Here is a 12,621-nt window from a genome sequence, read left to right on the forward strand (position 1 = left end):
TCTGTTCGAACTCGCCGAACACGCCCTCGACCGGCTCGCAGGAAAACCAGACATCGTCCGCGGATTTTTCCACACCCCGGAACTCTCCTACATCGAAGCAGTTTAGATACTTAGAATTTCGTTAGTAGGTCCGCTGGAGGAACGCGGTGTCGACGGTGAAGAAGTCGCAGGCCAGCAGGCCAGCAGGCCGGAGGCCTGCGCGGACAGGAATGCCCGCCAGGAGCCCTTTGCCCGCCGCGGTGCGGGGTCGACGCCGGCGCGGTGCAGGATCCGCCAGACGGTGGCGACCCCGACCGGGTAGCCCAGCCCGATCAGTTTTCCGTGGATCCGGCGGTGGCCCCAGGTCGGATTCTCGCGTGCGAGGCGTAGGACCAGCTCGCGGATCTCCCGGCGGACTGGTGGCCGATCGGGGGTCTTGCGTGGGTAGGTCCGTTGTCGTGCGAGGAGGTCACGGTGCCCGCGCAGCACGGTGGCCGGGGTGACGAAGAACGAACCCCAGCGGGCCCGGGGGAGTAGCCGGGACAGGGCTGCGAGGATCCCCGATCCGCCGGTTCCAGCGCCGGACGGTTCATCTGCCGACGCAGCACCGCCACCTGATGGCGAAGGACGAGGAGCTCCACCTCCTTCGCCGTGTCCCCGCGCACGCGCAGCAGCACCAGCCCGAGAGCGTTCCGCGTCAGGGCGTAGGGCAGCGACCACACCATGACCATCCAGCCTGCCCGAGGCAGACCCCGTCCGGCAGGAAAATATCCAGGTCACCGCCCAAATCGGAATTCCGGAGCCCCACACGGTGAACGCAAGCAGATCTGCCTTCGCCTCTTCCAGATGCGCGGCGGCGCGGGGCAGTTTCTCGGGTTAGTGAGCGAAAGCCTCGGTACCGAGCACGCGGAGTAGGTCGAGGCGGCTGGCGTCCTGGCTGTCCGGCTCGGCGGAGTAGACGATGATTCGGAGAGCGCTGCCGGGGGTTTGCAGAACATCGCTGTCGAGCGTGAGGTGACCGACGTGAGGATGCTCGATGCGTTTGCGGGCGGTTCGATGTCGGACGGGGCGACCGGCGATCCACCTACTCGCGAAGTCGGTGCTGCGGGTGCGAAGTTCGTTTACCAGTTGCCGCACACCAGGGTCGTGAGGATATTCGATGGAGGCTACTCGAAGATCGGCTACCAGGGCATCGCGAAGGGCGTCACGTTCGGGCGGGGCCAACGCGATCCGAGACGGAGTGTCGGTGAACTCGTGCCAGATCAGGTTGCGGCTTCGGCCGAGCAAAGCGCCCGGGTCGCCGAGAAGCGCGGCCCACAGGCGGTTCCAGCGCAGCAGCCACCAGTCGACGGAGTAGACGGCGACTGGCCAGTCGTCGAGGCGCTGGAGTAGACGCTCGATTCCGGACGGCATTTCGGTGCTGACCGCGCCTTTCGGTATAGCGAGACCGGCGGCTTGGTGCAGCAAGGCGGCGTCGTCCTCGGCCAGGCGCAGCGCTCGGCACAGCGCCGCGACCACTTGCGGTGAGGGCCGGGCCGCCCTGCCCTGCTCCAGCTGGACCAGATAGTCCACCGAGAGACCGGCTAGCGCGGCGAGTTCCTCGCGGCGCAGTCCCGGCGAGCGCCGGTTCGTTTCGATCGCGCCGACGGACGCTGGACTGGTGCGGTCCCGCCATCCGCGCAGCAGCGACCCGAACTCACTCAACACGGAACCAGTATGGCGCTACGGCGGACCGGCTGACTGGTGCTGTCAGTCCCACCCACGAGCCGTACCTTCCTCGGGTGCGGTCGATCCCGACAGACTCACCGGCATGGAGACGATCACCTTGATCACGGGGGCCAACAAGGGCCTCGGCTACGAAAGTGCCCGCCGACTGCGCGAGGCGGGACACACGGTGCTGCTCGCCGCACGCGATCCTGAACGCGGCCAGGCTGCCGCAGGCGAGCTGGCCGTCCCGTTCGTACATCTCGACGTCACCGACGAGGACAGCGTGGCGCTGGCCGCCTCCTGGGTCCGCGATCAATACGGACGACTCGACGTACTAGTGAACAACGCGGGCATCAACGGGCCGTCGATTCCGATCGACCAGGCCACCGCGGCCGACGTCGCGGGTGTCTTCAACACGAACCTGCTGGGCGTCGTGCGGGTGACAACCGCCTTTTTGCCGCTGCTGCGCGCCAGCGACAACCCGCGCATCGTCAACGTCTCCAGCGGAACGGGCTCTTTCGCGCTGACCGAGAAGAACAGCTGGTGGGATCCGGAGTATGTGCCTCCGATCTATGCGGCGACCAAGACCGCATTGACCAAACTGACGGTCTTCTACGCGCACGCGTTGCCCGATATGAGGGTCAATGTCGCCGATCCTGGCTGGACGGCGACCGACCTCAACAACTTCCGGGGCATCCAGACGGTGCAAGAGGGCACTGACGCCATCGTCGAATTGGCGACGCTTCCCGCGGACGGCCCGACCGGAGCCTACGTCAACCGACACGGCGTCGTCCCCTGGTGACCACCAGCCCGTGCACCCGGCATGCGTCCACAGTGGACCAGGAGTTTCGTGACGCCGAATTCGAATCGTTCCTCGAAGGATTCCTCGGCGAGATGGGCAAACACCCGCCGCAGCGCGGGATGTTGTCCGACGGTGAGATCGCGCATTGAGCGGCTCGGGTAGGCCTATTTGACGGCCGGGCCACTCCCGTTCGGACGGGGAACCTTACTGATTGTGCCTGGCCGCCGCAGTGCGCGGCCGACTTTGTAGAGAGAATCTCGCTACTGTAAGCCGGCGCTTCTCGCATTTTCTTCTATGCTGTTTCTCTGCCGTGGGAGTGTCCGATCAGCAATCGGACAGTCCCGCCGCCGCGTACAAAATGGTAGGCGACGGGTACGGCAGTTCCGGGTCCCGCGACGCGATCCCGGAACGCGCACCGCTCCGACCGGCCGCCGGCGACCTACCGGTCCACCCGCGGGGTGCTCTACTTCAATGGCCGTTACTCGCCGGGTCGACGACCAGCTCGCGGGGTAGGCGGTGAAGGGCGAGGAGGTCGGCTTGCGCGTTGGACGGGTGGCCGGCGCCCTGCGGGAGCTTCTCTTCGATCGCGTCGACGGCCTGGCCGAACTGGACGGTGATCCTGTTCGGGTCGGCCCCGCGGTGGTCGGCTGGATCTTAAAGCTGTCCTCATCTTGATCGGCTTCCGCTGCGGAATCAGGCCGAGGTCTGGAATCGGTGCGTAGCTGCACGACAAGACGGCGGGCCGTGCGGGCGCCGATGCGAAGGCGTTTACGGAGGGCCTCGGCCGATATTGGCCGGCGATGAGTCCGCCAGTGCAGAGCGTCTTCGACGCGGGCCTGCTTGAGAAGAGTCTGCTCGGATGCACGCTCCTGCTGTTCGTTATGGCGACCCTTGGCCGCTTCCCGCGGGCGTGGCATGGAGTGGCCGGGCGCCGGCGGATCCGGCTGACGGGCATGACCTGCCGCGTCCAAGGTTCGGTCCTGGAGGGCCGGCGTGGATGCCTGCTCTCTGCTGCTTGCGGTGCGCTGCAGGGCTTGGAGTAGGTCGGGTCCGATGTGGGACCAGCCGATGAGGAGGCAGCAGTCGACGGCGTCGAAAGCGGCGCGGCCGTAGTGACCTTCGATGATCGGTTCTGCGGTGTTCAACGCGAGCGTGACGAGACTGCAGAAGATCAGGAGGTGTTGTGCGGGTCGGATCTGCTCTCGGCTGGCGCCGGTGAGAGCCAACTGGCGGGTGGCGACGAGCAGCGCAACGACAGAGAGGTCAACTGTGGGGGCGACCAGTGGGGCGATGTAGGTGGGAACGCCAAGCCGGATGCCCAGCGCCCACACGTTGCCGAGCCCGAACAGGAAGCTCAGTGCGACGACGCTTGCGATCAGTATGGTGACCGCGCGAAGCGCGAACGGTCGCGCCTCCTGGCTCGCAGGTGGAGTGGCAGTCGCGTCGTTCACTGGTCAATTCCCGCGTGGCCTGCGGGAATGAGGTCACCGGACAGGGTGACCGGTGGTGGGGTAATGGTTCGAGTCCCCCCTCGGACACTCTAGGTAATCAAATGATTACCTAGAGTAGCTGTTTTTTCTTTGGTGTGAGTTTCCCCGTCTGTGCTGTGTGGTCTGTGGCCAGCTTGAAGTGGCGTCCTGACGCAGGGCCGCGACGTGTGGGGTGCCAGAATCCGGGTTTCGGTCTGTGACCTGGCCTTTTGCGGTTGACAGGATCGTCCGTGGGGGTGGTCGGGCGGCGTTGCGGTACTCGTTGATCGGGTCGCCGAGGACGGGCCGGCGGTTGATCCGTTCGTGGGTGAGGTCTGCGACGGGGTGGTCGGGCCGGGGCGGTTGAGGGCCGCGGCCGCGGCCGCGGTGTGGTCGTCGTTCGTTGTCGTGCCGCGCGTACTCGGCCAGGACGGTGCGCAGGTGCCGTTCACCGGCGATCAGCATCCGGTCGGTGACCTTGGCCCGGACGGTTCGGACGAACCGTCCGGCGTAGGCGTTCACCCGCGGAGCCCGGGATGGGATCTTGAGGGTGGTGGTGCCGGCGTCGGGGAGGACCGTGTCGAACGAGGCGGTGAACTGCCCGGCCCGGTCGCGGACCAGGAACTGGAAGTCGGCCATCGGCCCTGTTGCATCGGCGAGGTCCGCCATCACGAAGCTGCCGATCAGTCATGATCGAATGATGCGTCGACGTCGTGTCCGTCCACCGGCTCCGACGTCGGAGTTCGCCGGGTTCCGGTTTCCGCCCGAGGTGATCGTGTTGGCGGTCCGCGCTGGTACCCGCGGTTCGCCCTGTCGTACCGGGATGTCGAAGAGCTGCTCGCCGAACGGGGCATCAAGGTTGATCACCCCGCGGTGGCGCCGAACTGCGGATGACCGTTTTTCGATCTTGGCGCTCTGGTTGCTGAGAACCTCGGACGGTGGGGTCCTCGTTCGTCGAGCGCCGGGACAGCGAGTTCCGGGATCTGTGCGTCTTCGTCGATCCCCTGGAGCAGTCGTCGATCGACCAGGCCGGTGAGTCAGCAGCTATCCGTCGCCGAGGGGCCGGTGTCGTGGCCGCCGCACCCGCAGCCCCCCGACTGGTGACCCGGCCGGGCGGCGGCCGTTGAGGCCAGCGTCGGAAGCGGGATGGCGGTCGACGCCGGTGTGGGGGCCAGCGGCCAGACCGGGGGTACGTCGGGGTCGTGCGCGTACATCGCCTTGCGCAGCCAGGGGGGCGCGCCGTCGGCGAGCACGCGGACGAACCTGTCGAGAAGTCCCTCGATGGGGGTTCCCGACTCGATCCGCATCGGATGAATGCCGGCCTTGATGACCCTCGCGGCCGCCGTACCGCCGATGCTGCACATGTTCAGAATCGCGCAGTCGCGGACCGCCGCCACCCGCGAGTCAATCTTGTCGAGCTCCTCCAACTGCTGGATTGTGAACTCCCGGACCTCGAACAGCAGGGCGTCCCGCAGCCTGACCTCGTACACGTCGAACCGGCGGCACGACCCGAAGTGCTGGTCCACCGCGGTGCCGTCACTGGTCGCGAAGGCGATCCTCACCATGTCGGTCACGCTCCACTCGCCGTGGTGGTTCGGCTGGCGCTGCCCGCGGCCCGCGTGCGGACGTTCTGCTGGTGGCGGTGATCGAGCAGCCGGTTGGCGGCGTCGGTGAGCAGCCGCAGGCTGCCCTCGTAGCCGGCCGTCGTGCGCAGGGAGGAGCCGAACCGGTCGTAGATCGGGAAGCCGGCCGGCAGGTGACTCACGCCGAGCCGATCTGACACGGCGCGGACATGGCTGGAGCCGACCACCAGCTCGGCCCCGCCTTCGAGGGCACGGTCCTCCAGGTCGATCAGATCGCCGATGACGATCTCGTCCCACGGCGCGTCTGCCAGCACGGGGGCCGGCGTCGGCGACACCGCCGCGACGATCTCGGCGCCGACGGCGCACAGCAGCGAACCGACCGCCACCAGTGCCTCCGGCTCCATCGCCAGCGCGACCCGGACGCCGCCAAGGGTGACGTGGGTGTCGAGCAGTCCGTCCGCGAGCCGGGCCCGACTGCGGCGCGCCTCCTCGGACGGCTGGATCCCCGTGCGTGCCATCAGGACGCCGACCAGGCCGTCGACCGCAGCCAACCCGCTGAGGTGGTCGTAGGACACGAGATCGGCGCCGGTGCGCCCGGCCAGGTCCACTCCGGCCTCGGCCGCGGTCGCCCCGATTGTCAGCACCAGACCGGCTCGGTCGAGCCGGTGCAGCTGGGCCAGCGACGTGCCGCCGGTCGTCGTCGGTTTCCAGCTGGACGCGAGATGGCCGTCGAGGGACGCGGAGAGATCCGGCACGAACACCGGTGCCAGGCCGAAGGCGCGGATCAGCCTGGCCAGCTCGTCGACATCCGCCGCGACGAGCGACGGGCCGACGAGGACGGCGACGGTCGGCCTTTCCGTCGCCCCGTACGCCGCCCCTTCCGTGGGCTCGTCGGCGGGCCCGCCGGCATCGAACGGGATGGAGTTCACCAGCGCCCGCAACGCGGCCGACCAGCCGTCGGACATTCCGCCCCGGAAGTCCGGTGTGGATACTCCGACAATCAGCGGTGGCGCCGCATGCTCCGTCCCCGGCACGTCCGTGGCGGCGTACCGGTCCCGGCGATACTGCAGCAGCTGCCCGGTGATGTCCTCACCGCTGACCTCGGTGATCCCGGTGGTAAGCAGCCCCATGATCTCGGGGCACTGTCTGGCCTGGAAGGCGTCCAGGTTCTGCACCAGGTCACGGCCGCCGCCCACCACGGCAGTGATCTCGCTGATCCCGGTGGACTGCAGCGGGACAGGCTCGTTGTAGTGCCGGACCAACAGTTCGTTGGCGAACGAGGAGCAGCCCTTCGAGCCATGCAGGATCGGTATCGCGTTGGCCAGGCCGAGAAATACCAGCGCCGCGCCGAGCGGTTGGCTGTGCTTCAACGGGTCGAGGCCCGCCTTTCGGCCGCTCGCCGCGATTCTGGCCATTGCACGTTCCTTCCTGGTCGTTTCCGTGCGGGTTTTCGCAGCTCACGCCGGAGCGGCGATGTCCCACGGAGCACCGGCACGGACGTGAGCCCAGACCGGGTTGGAAATAGCGCGGTCGAGCTGGTGGCCCAGCTCGACCGCGCCGCGGTAGCCCGAGTACGGAACGTGCCGATCCTGGTTGATATCGAGGAAGGGCAGCCGACCCTTCAGAGCCGTGTACATGTTCCGGCCACCGGCGATGAGAACGTCCGCCGCTGTCTCGTCGGCGATGCGCAGGAAGTTGCTCGGGTCGGTTTCGTCGATGATGCGGGCATCGGGCCCGAGCACCTCGTGGATCCGCCTGATCGCGTCGTCCGAGCTCCGGGAGGTGCCGGCCGCGACGACCTGGACGCCGAGATCGGCGAGCGCGGCGATCAGTGACCAGCTCCTGGCCTCATCCGTGTAGAGAATCGCGCGCTTACCCGCGAGCCGCTCCCGGTAGGACGCGAGCTTCGGCCGCACGGCGGTCTGCTCGGCCGCGATCAGCTCCTCGGTCCGCTGGGCGAGCTCGGCCCCGCCGAGCAGGCGAGCGAAGCCACGCAGCGCGTCGCTCGTCGCCGCGACGCCGTAGAAGCTCCCCTCGAACCAGGGGATGCCGTGACGTTCCTCCATCCCGAGGGCCAAGCCGAGCAGCGCCGGTGAGCAGACGACCATGGTGGCGCGGGACCGGTGGGCCGCGGCCACGTCAGCGTAGCGGGCATCGCCGCTGATGCAGGCGCGCACGCGCAGACCGAGGCGGGCGAGTATCGGGAGCACCTCCCACAGCTCGCCGGCGAGGTTGAACCCGCCGATCAGCGTCACGTCCAGATCGGTGACGTCGTCGGGTTCCACGGTGCCGATGACGCGTTCCAACAGCACCGTGCCGGCGATCCTGGCACCGAGGTTCCTGGTGCCGAGGAAACCCGCGCCGTGCACCGGGATGACCGGAACTCCGGTGTGCACGGCGGCCGCGAGGCAGACCGCGTCCAGATCGTCACCGACCATCGCCGTCACGCAGGTCTCGTACACGAAGACGGCCGGCGGCCGGTGACGCCCCACGACCTCGGCAATCGTGGCGAACAGCCGCCGACCGGCGCCGAGGACGATGTCCTGCTCACTGAGGTCGCTGGTGAATCCGCGCCGATAGAGGTCATGGGCGGAGGTAAGAATGCCGCGGCTGCCCCAGGAGTTGCCGGCGCAGCCGATCGGGCCGTGGACGATGTGGGCGCTGTCGGCGATCGGGACCAGCGTGCTGATGGCCCCGTCGAAGGTGCAGCCCCCGAGGACCTCGCCGGGCCGGGGCTTCCATCGGCCGGAGTCGCGTTTCTTCACGGATTTCGTGTCGCCGCGGTCACAGGCCGACTCGGTGAAGGTCCTCAGGCTGTCAGGGTTGACCATGGCAATCCCTCGACTAGAAGGGCTCGGAGTATCCACTGGACGAGATTATGAAACGCCTTTGGTCCGCCCCGAATGCCGCAGCCTCGCGTTTCGTTGCCGACGAGGAGAACACTAGGGCACACATGTTTCGTAAATGCAAGGCCCAGTAACTTTGAAGTTAACCGAAATTCGCGGAAGATGACATCAACCTCATCCCTGACCTAAATTTAACGAAAAAAGAAATGATAATTTTGTCCGGAAATATTTCCTGGGCGGGTCTTCGACGAACTCGCCCGCACGACTATCCCGGGCCGGTGCTGGACGAAGGGCGGCCACACACTCGTCCGCCCTGTCGGGGCGGACGGTTACCCGGCAGGCACGGCCCCGCGCGGCGCCACGCGCCGCCTACCTGCCGTCACTCAGGCGGAGCGAAATGTGTTCACCCCGCCCACGTTCGCGGCGGAACATCGGGGCCACGCAGCCCGAGTACGAGGATGCGGACGGCCCGCTCGGTTCGCGGCAAAGTGCCCGAGGGTGTGCTTCCGACAGCACCGACAGCACTGACTGGCGGCGCCAGAAACCCGGGAGGCTGCTTGAGACCGGACGCTTTCGTCAACGCCCTGGTGCTCGTCGTGGACACCGAACGCGGCGTTGCCCGCCGGGCCGGCCCGGCGCACGAGACGTCGCTGTCCGGGTGGGGTCCGCTCGCCGATGCCCTCGTCGAGCTTGACCTTCACGACGCAGAACGTCGCCGACGAGTTCCGCGACCATCTCTTGCTCGCCCGGCTCGCCGTCCAGGCATGGATGATGGTCGCACGCGTCGAGATCGATCCGCCCAGACCAGCTGGCATCCTAGCCGCCAACCCTCCGGGTAGCCCAGCCCGATCAGTTCTCCGTGGATCCGGCGGTGGCCCCAGGTCGGGTTCTCCCGTGCGAGGCGCAGGACCAGCTCGCGGATCTCCCGGTGGATCGGTGGCCGCCAAGGGGTCTTGCGGGGGTAGGTCCATTTTCGTGCAAGGAGTTCCCGGTGCCCCCGAAGCACGGTAGGGGGGTGACAAAGAACGAACCCCAGCGGGCCCGGGGTAGCAGTCGGGACAGGGCCGCGAGGATGACGCGATCCGCCGGCTCCAGGGCCGGGCGGTGGACCTGTCGTCGCAGCACCGCCACCTGGTGTCGTAGGACGAGGGGCTCGACGTCTTTCGCGGTGTTCCCGCGCACGCGGAGCAGCATCAGTCCGAGAGTATTGCGTGTCAGGGCGTGGAGCAGCGACCACACCATGACCGTCCAGCCTGTCCGACGTGGACCCCGTTTCGCAGGCAAACACGCAGGTCACCGCCCAAATCGGGATTCTGGGGCCCCACAAGCCCGCGGCCACAGACCTCCCACCCCAGCGACCAGAAAGAAACACCGCCCCGGACGTGGACCGGGCGCCCACCCGCGCGACAGCAGGGGCACTCCGCCACGGCCACACCCAGACCAAGCGACACAACTCAACATCAACAAGGGTGGGAGGCCGCACGTCGACCGGGTCGTCAGCCGATGCGATCCCATTCCTCGAAGTAGTCGTAGACGATCCCACCAGTGTTGGAACGGCCGTACAGCTGCATGTTGTCGCCGCTCAGCACGAAGTGCTCGGAGCCGTGATAGAGCCCGTTCGGTTCGTAGAACGCATCGGAGACGAGGTCGTCGCGGAGCAGAGAGAAGGCGATGTACAACGCGGGACTGCCGTCGTCGTCCCAGATCATCGGTCGAGGCCTGCCGTCAAACGCCCCGTCGAAGGTGAAGCTGCGCTTCTTCCCGTTGCCGAACGTCTGCGCGATCCGGAAATTCAGCCTGTCCCCGTCAACCGTGACCACTTTGAGCTGGGCTGCCCAGGCGTTCTGGTGGACCGGATTGTCGAACCTCGCTGTCGCTGCGTTCCACTGCCACCGTCCCGTCCAGGCGTCCACGTTCGCCGGAGGCGCGGCCACGGATCGGGCTGTCGGGTTCTCGGTCGTCATTGCATCTCCTAGCGGAAGCGGGAGCGTGGTGGTTTCGCGCGCCGACGTCGTTGCCTCGCTCGCGACGAGCGACCCTGATGCGCATGAGGGCGCGGCGAACGGCAAGCGTGGTGGCCTGCGGTGTGACTGCCGCGGTGATGCGCGCCGAGCCGGATGTGGGGCTGGCTGCTGGTTCAGGATCACTGCCTCCGCAACCTACGACGGCGAGTCCGATCGCGAGCATACCAATAGCGGCGGTGTGTGTTTCATATTTCCCTCTGGTGAGGGGGCCACAGCAGCGAGTTAGCTCGGTCGGGCAGGTGTTCGATCGGTGGTCGCCCGCGATCCATACGAGGATGAGGAACGTGGTTCGGCGCGGCCCCGGACGTAGGGAACCTGCCTGCGCGGGACACGATCAACGCTCCGGGTCGGATGACCAGCAGGCCGGCGGCGACCGAAGTCCGGCCCAGCCGGGTCGAGGTGGGCCCAGTGCTCGTGTTCGACGCAGACCTCTGGCGCGGGACGGAGTCCTACCGGAAGTGCCGCTGCATCGCACTGGCTGCGTCGACGATCGCGGGCATCTGGTCCAGCTCCCGCGCCCGCGCGCCGGTGGAGATCAGCGCCGCAGTCTGGGCATAGGCAATCCGGCCGTCCGCGTCGAGCGCCATCGCGTCGATGCTCTTCAGCTCGTTGACCTGTCGTCCGGGGATGAGCCGATCGGCCGGCGACCCGGGATCCCAGTCTCGGCCCGGTGCGCGGCGTCGGCTACTCGGCCGGCGTGAGCACGCGCTCTGGGCAGGCGGCGGCACCCGGCCGGGCCGCGTCCTCCAGGCCCGCGGGCACGTTGAGCCATCCCTCGGCGCCGATAAAGCCCTCGTCGTCGAGCTCGTACACCTCGGGGGCTTTCGCATGGCACTGAGCGTGACCTTGGCAGAACTCGTTGCTGATCGTCACCTTCATCTGAGCTCCTTCCAGCTCGGTGCGTGACTGCGGTCGCTTCGGCGGGGACGACTTGGGTCAGATCCGGAACGGGTCCGGGATCTTGAGGTAGGCGCCGGCGTCGACCCGCAGCTGGATGCCCGTGACGTAGCGGGAGTCGTCGGAGGCGAGGAACAGGACCGCCTTGGAGATGTCGATCGGCTCGATGTAGGGGATCGGCAGCGCCTGCAGGGCTGGGAACGCCGCCAGGGCGTCTTCGCGGGTCGAGTTCTCCAGGCGGAACTTGGTTTCGTAGCCGAGGGCGACGTCCTCAACATCGGGCAGAACTTCTTCCTTGCGCTGCTTTCCCCAGACCTCATGGCCGGTGTAGCGGGGGTTAAACAAGATCGTCCGGATCGCCCCTTTCGACCAGGCGACGCCTTCGCGGTGTTTGCGGGTCCGGTCGTGTGCGGAGGGGCAGGGGACGGCATCGGAGGTGTGGTGTGCCTTATTTAATCCGGACAGTCTCTATCAACTGGTCGGACTCGGTCAGGGTGTGCCGCCAGGGGCGTGGCTGGCACGGCTCCAGGCCCTGCTCGCGCATGAGGGCGCGGACGAGCTCGGGGCCGCAGGGCCGACTCCAGGCGAGCAGGTCAGCGTGCACGCGACGGTAGCCGTAGGTGCCGTCGGAGGCGGTGAACGACCGGACGACGAGCGCGGCAAGCTCACCGCGGCGGGTCGCGGTCGCCGAGGCGGGGCGGTCGCGCCACTCGTAAAAGCCGGAACGGGAAACGTCGAGCCAGGCGCACATCTGAACGACCGACGGCGCCGGTGTGCGGGCATTCGCGGTGGTGCGGGTGGCGTACTCCGCATCGATGAACTCGAACGTGTCGCTCACCGATGATCCTTGGCGAAGTACGCTGCGGCTTTTTTCAGGAACTCGTTCTCCATGCGCAGCTCACGGTTCTGCCGCTCGAGTTCGTGCAGCCGGATGCCTTCGTCGGCGGTCGGTGGCGGCGCCTCACCGGCGTGGGCGCGCCGGTACGTGGCGACCCAGGTTCCGAGGGTTCCTTCCAGGATGCCGAGTTCCCGTGCGACATCGGAGATCGGACGCGAGGTCTCGATCACCATCCTCACGGCTTCTTCCTTGAACTCAGGCGAGAACTTCCTACGCTTCTGCGTCAACTATCATTCCTTCCGGGCTGCCCCTATTCTATTAGGGGACACTGTCCGGAAGGAAAAGGGCAGGCGGATTCAAGCGGTCATAGCGACGCATGCTTCGCCAGCAAATCGTTGAAGACTTCGACCGGCTTCGCCCAGCCCAACGTCTGCCGCGGCCTTCCGTTCAGCTGTTCGGCCACCTTATCAAGCTCG

General features: G+C 67.3%; 12 protein-coding genes and 6 pseudogenes. 4 read left to right on the top strand and 14 right to left on the bottom strand.

Annotated features, from left to right (window positions below; translation table 11 throughout):
• Nucleotides 1-124 precede the first annotated feature (124 nt).
• Nucleotides 125-710: pseudogene (locus tag NBZ85_RS32730) on the bottom strand (integrase); the annotation flags it as partial.
• A 145-nt stretch (nt 711-855) separates the two neighbouring features.
• Nucleotides 856-1,686, bottom strand: a complete 831-nt coding sequence (locus NBZ85_RS18600) for a helix-turn-helix transcriptional regulator (protein ID WP_261558720.1) — start codon at nt 1,684-1,686, stop codon at nt 856-858.
• Between the two features lie 103 nt (nt 1,687-1,789).
• Here NBZ85_RS18600 and NBZ85_RS18605 point away from each other — a divergent pair, with 103 nt between their 5' ends.
• The 3 genes from NBZ85_RS18605 (at nt 1,790) to NBZ85_RS18615 (ending at nt 3,163) form a co-directional block, all read left to right on the top strand.
• Nucleotides 1,790-2,488, top strand: a complete 699-nt coding sequence (locus NBZ85_RS18605; protein WP_261558719.1) for an SDR family NAD(P)-dependent oxidoreductase — start codon at nt 1,790-1,792, stop codon at nt 2,486-2,488.
• Nucleotides 2,485-2,637 (top strand): hypothetical protein, encoded by a 153-nt coding sequence (locus NBZ85_RS18610; RefSeq protein ID WP_261562322.1) that lies wholly within the window; start codon nt 2,485-2,487, stop codon nt 2,635-2,637. The genes NBZ85_RS18605 and NBZ85_RS18610 overlap by 4 nt, the downstream gene beginning before the upstream one ends.
• Before the next feature lie 367 nt (nt 2,638-3,004).
• On the top strand, nt 3,005-3,163 hold the full coding sequence (locus NBZ85_RS18615; protein ID WP_261558718.1) for a hypothetical protein: 159 nt from the start codon (nt 3,005-3,007) through the stop codon (nt 3,161-3,163).
• A gap of 1,058 nt (nt 3,164-4,221) precedes the next feature.
• On the opposite strand, the pseudogene NBZ85_RS18620 reads toward NBZ85_RS18615, so the two are convergent.
• Nucleotides 4,222-4,596, bottom strand: a pseudogene (locus NBZ85_RS18620) (integrase core domain-containing protein); the annotation flags it as partial.
• A 61-nt stretch (nt 4,597-4,657) separates the two neighbouring features.
• On the opposite strand from NBZ85_RS18620, the pseudogene NBZ85_RS18625 reads away from it, so the two are divergent.
• A pseudogene (locus NBZ85_RS18625) lies at nt 4,658-4,824 on the top strand (IS6 family transposase); the annotation flags it as partial.
• Between the two features lie 170 nt (nt 4,825-4,994).
• On the opposite strand, the gene nifX reads toward NBZ85_RS18625, so the two are convergent.
• The 11 genes and pseudogenes from nifX to NBZ85_RS18675 all read right to left on the bottom strand — a co-directional run bounded on the left by nifX (nt 4,995) and on the right by NBZ85_RS18675 (nt 12,432).
• Entirely contained in the window at nt 4,995-5,522 is a 528-nt protein-coding gene (gene nifX / locus NBZ85_RS18630) for a nitrogen fixation protein NifX (RefSeq protein WP_261558723.1), read from the bottom strand.
• 5 nt (nt 5,523-5,527) lie between these two features.
• The gene (nifN, locus tag NBZ85_RS18635; protein WP_261558716.1) at nt 5,528-6,955 is read right to left on the bottom strand and encodes a nitrogenase iron-molybdenum cofactor biosynthesis protein NifN; all 1,428 of its coding nucleotides are present in this window, start codon (nt 6,953-6,955) and stop codon (nt 5,528-5,530) included.
• Nucleotides 6,956-6,997: 42 nt separating this feature from the next.
• Complete coding sequence (gene nifE, locus NBZ85_RS18640) at nt 6,998-8,371, bottom strand: nitrogenase iron-molybdenum cofactor biosynthesis protein NifE (RefSeq protein WP_261558715.1); 1,374 nt, start codon at nt 8,369-8,371, stop codon at nt 6,998-7,000.
• 832 nt (nt 8,372-9,203) lie between these two features.
• Nucleotides 9,204-9,670: pseudogene (locus NBZ85_RS32735) on the bottom strand (hypothetical protein); the annotation flags it as partial.
• A gap of 212 nt (nt 9,671-9,882) precedes the next feature.
• Complete coding sequence (locus tag NBZ85_RS18645; RefSeq protein WP_261560337.1) at nt 9,883-10,350, bottom strand: hypothetical protein; 468 nt, start codon at nt 10,348-10,350, stop codon at nt 9,883-9,885.
• A gap of 509 nt (nt 10,351-10,859) precedes the next feature.
• Entirely contained in the window at nt 10,860-10,997 is a 138-nt protein-coding gene (locus NBZ85_RS18650; RefSeq protein WP_261560335.1) for a hypothetical protein, read from the bottom strand.
• A gap of 97 nt (nt 10,998-11,094) precedes the next feature.
• Entirely contained in the window at nt 11,095-11,289 is a 195-nt protein-coding gene (locus NBZ85_RS18655; protein ID WP_261560333.1) for a ferredoxin, read from the bottom strand.
• 57 nt (nt 11,290-11,346) lie between these two features.
• Nucleotides 11,347-11,544, bottom strand: a pseudogene (locus NBZ85_RS33815) (SDR family oxidoreductase); the annotation flags it as partial.
• A 60-nt stretch (nt 11,545-11,604) separates the two neighbouring features.
• Nucleotides 11,605-11,772, bottom strand: a pseudogene (locus NBZ85_RS33820) (recombinase family protein); the annotation flags it as partial.
• Entirely contained in the window at nt 11,756-12,145 is a 390-nt protein-coding gene (locus NBZ85_RS18670; protein WP_261560332.1) for an IS3 family transposase, read from the bottom strand. The gene NBZ85_RS18670 and the pseudogene NBZ85_RS33820, both read right to left, overlap by 17 nt.
• Entirely contained in the window at nt 12,142-12,432 is a 291-nt protein-coding gene (locus NBZ85_RS18675; protein ID WP_261560329.1) for a transposase, read from the bottom strand. Before NBZ85_RS18675 ends, NBZ85_RS18670 begins: the two co-directional genes overlap by 4 nt.
• Between the last annotated feature and the right edge of the window lie 189 nt (nt 12,433-12,621).

Origin of the sequence: Frankia tisae (genome assembly GCF_025403405.1) — a bacterium.
In the GTDB taxonomy this organism is placed as follows: Bacteria; Actinomycetota; Actinomycetes; order Frankiales; family Frankiaceae; genus Frankia; species Frankia tisai.

What these genes read in the sequence shown, in the direction of transcription:
- NBZ85_RS18605 (WP_261558719.1), top strand. Translation starts at nt 1,790, where the DNA reads ATGGAGACGATCACCTTGATCACGGGGGCCAACAAGGGCCTCGGCTAC.
- nifX (WP_261558723.1), bottom strand. Translation starts at nt 5,522, where the DNA reads ATGGTGAGGATCGCCTTCGCGACCAGTGACGGCACCGCGGTGGACCAG.
- nifN (WP_261558716.1), bottom strand. Translation starts at nt 6,955, where the DNA reads ATGGCCAGAATCGCGGCGAGCGGCCGAAAGGCGGGCCTCGACCCGTTG.
- nifE (WP_261558715.1), bottom strand. Translation starts at nt 8,371, where the DNA reads ATGGTCAACCCTGACAGCCTGAGGACCTTCACCGAGTCGGCCTGTGAC.
- NBZ85_RS18645 (WP_261560337.1), bottom strand. Translation starts at nt 10,350, where the DNA reads ATGACGACCGAGAACCCGACAGCCCGATCCGTGGCCGCGCCTCCGGCG.
- NBZ85_RS18650 (WP_261560335.1), bottom strand. Translation starts at nt 10,997, where the DNA reads ATGGCGCTCGACGCGGACGGCCGGATTGCCTATGCCCAGACTGCGGCG.
- NBZ85_RS18655 (WP_261560333.1), bottom strand. Translation starts at nt 11,289, where the DNA reads ATGAAGGTGACGATCAGCAACGAGTTCTGCCAAGGTCACGCTCAGTGC.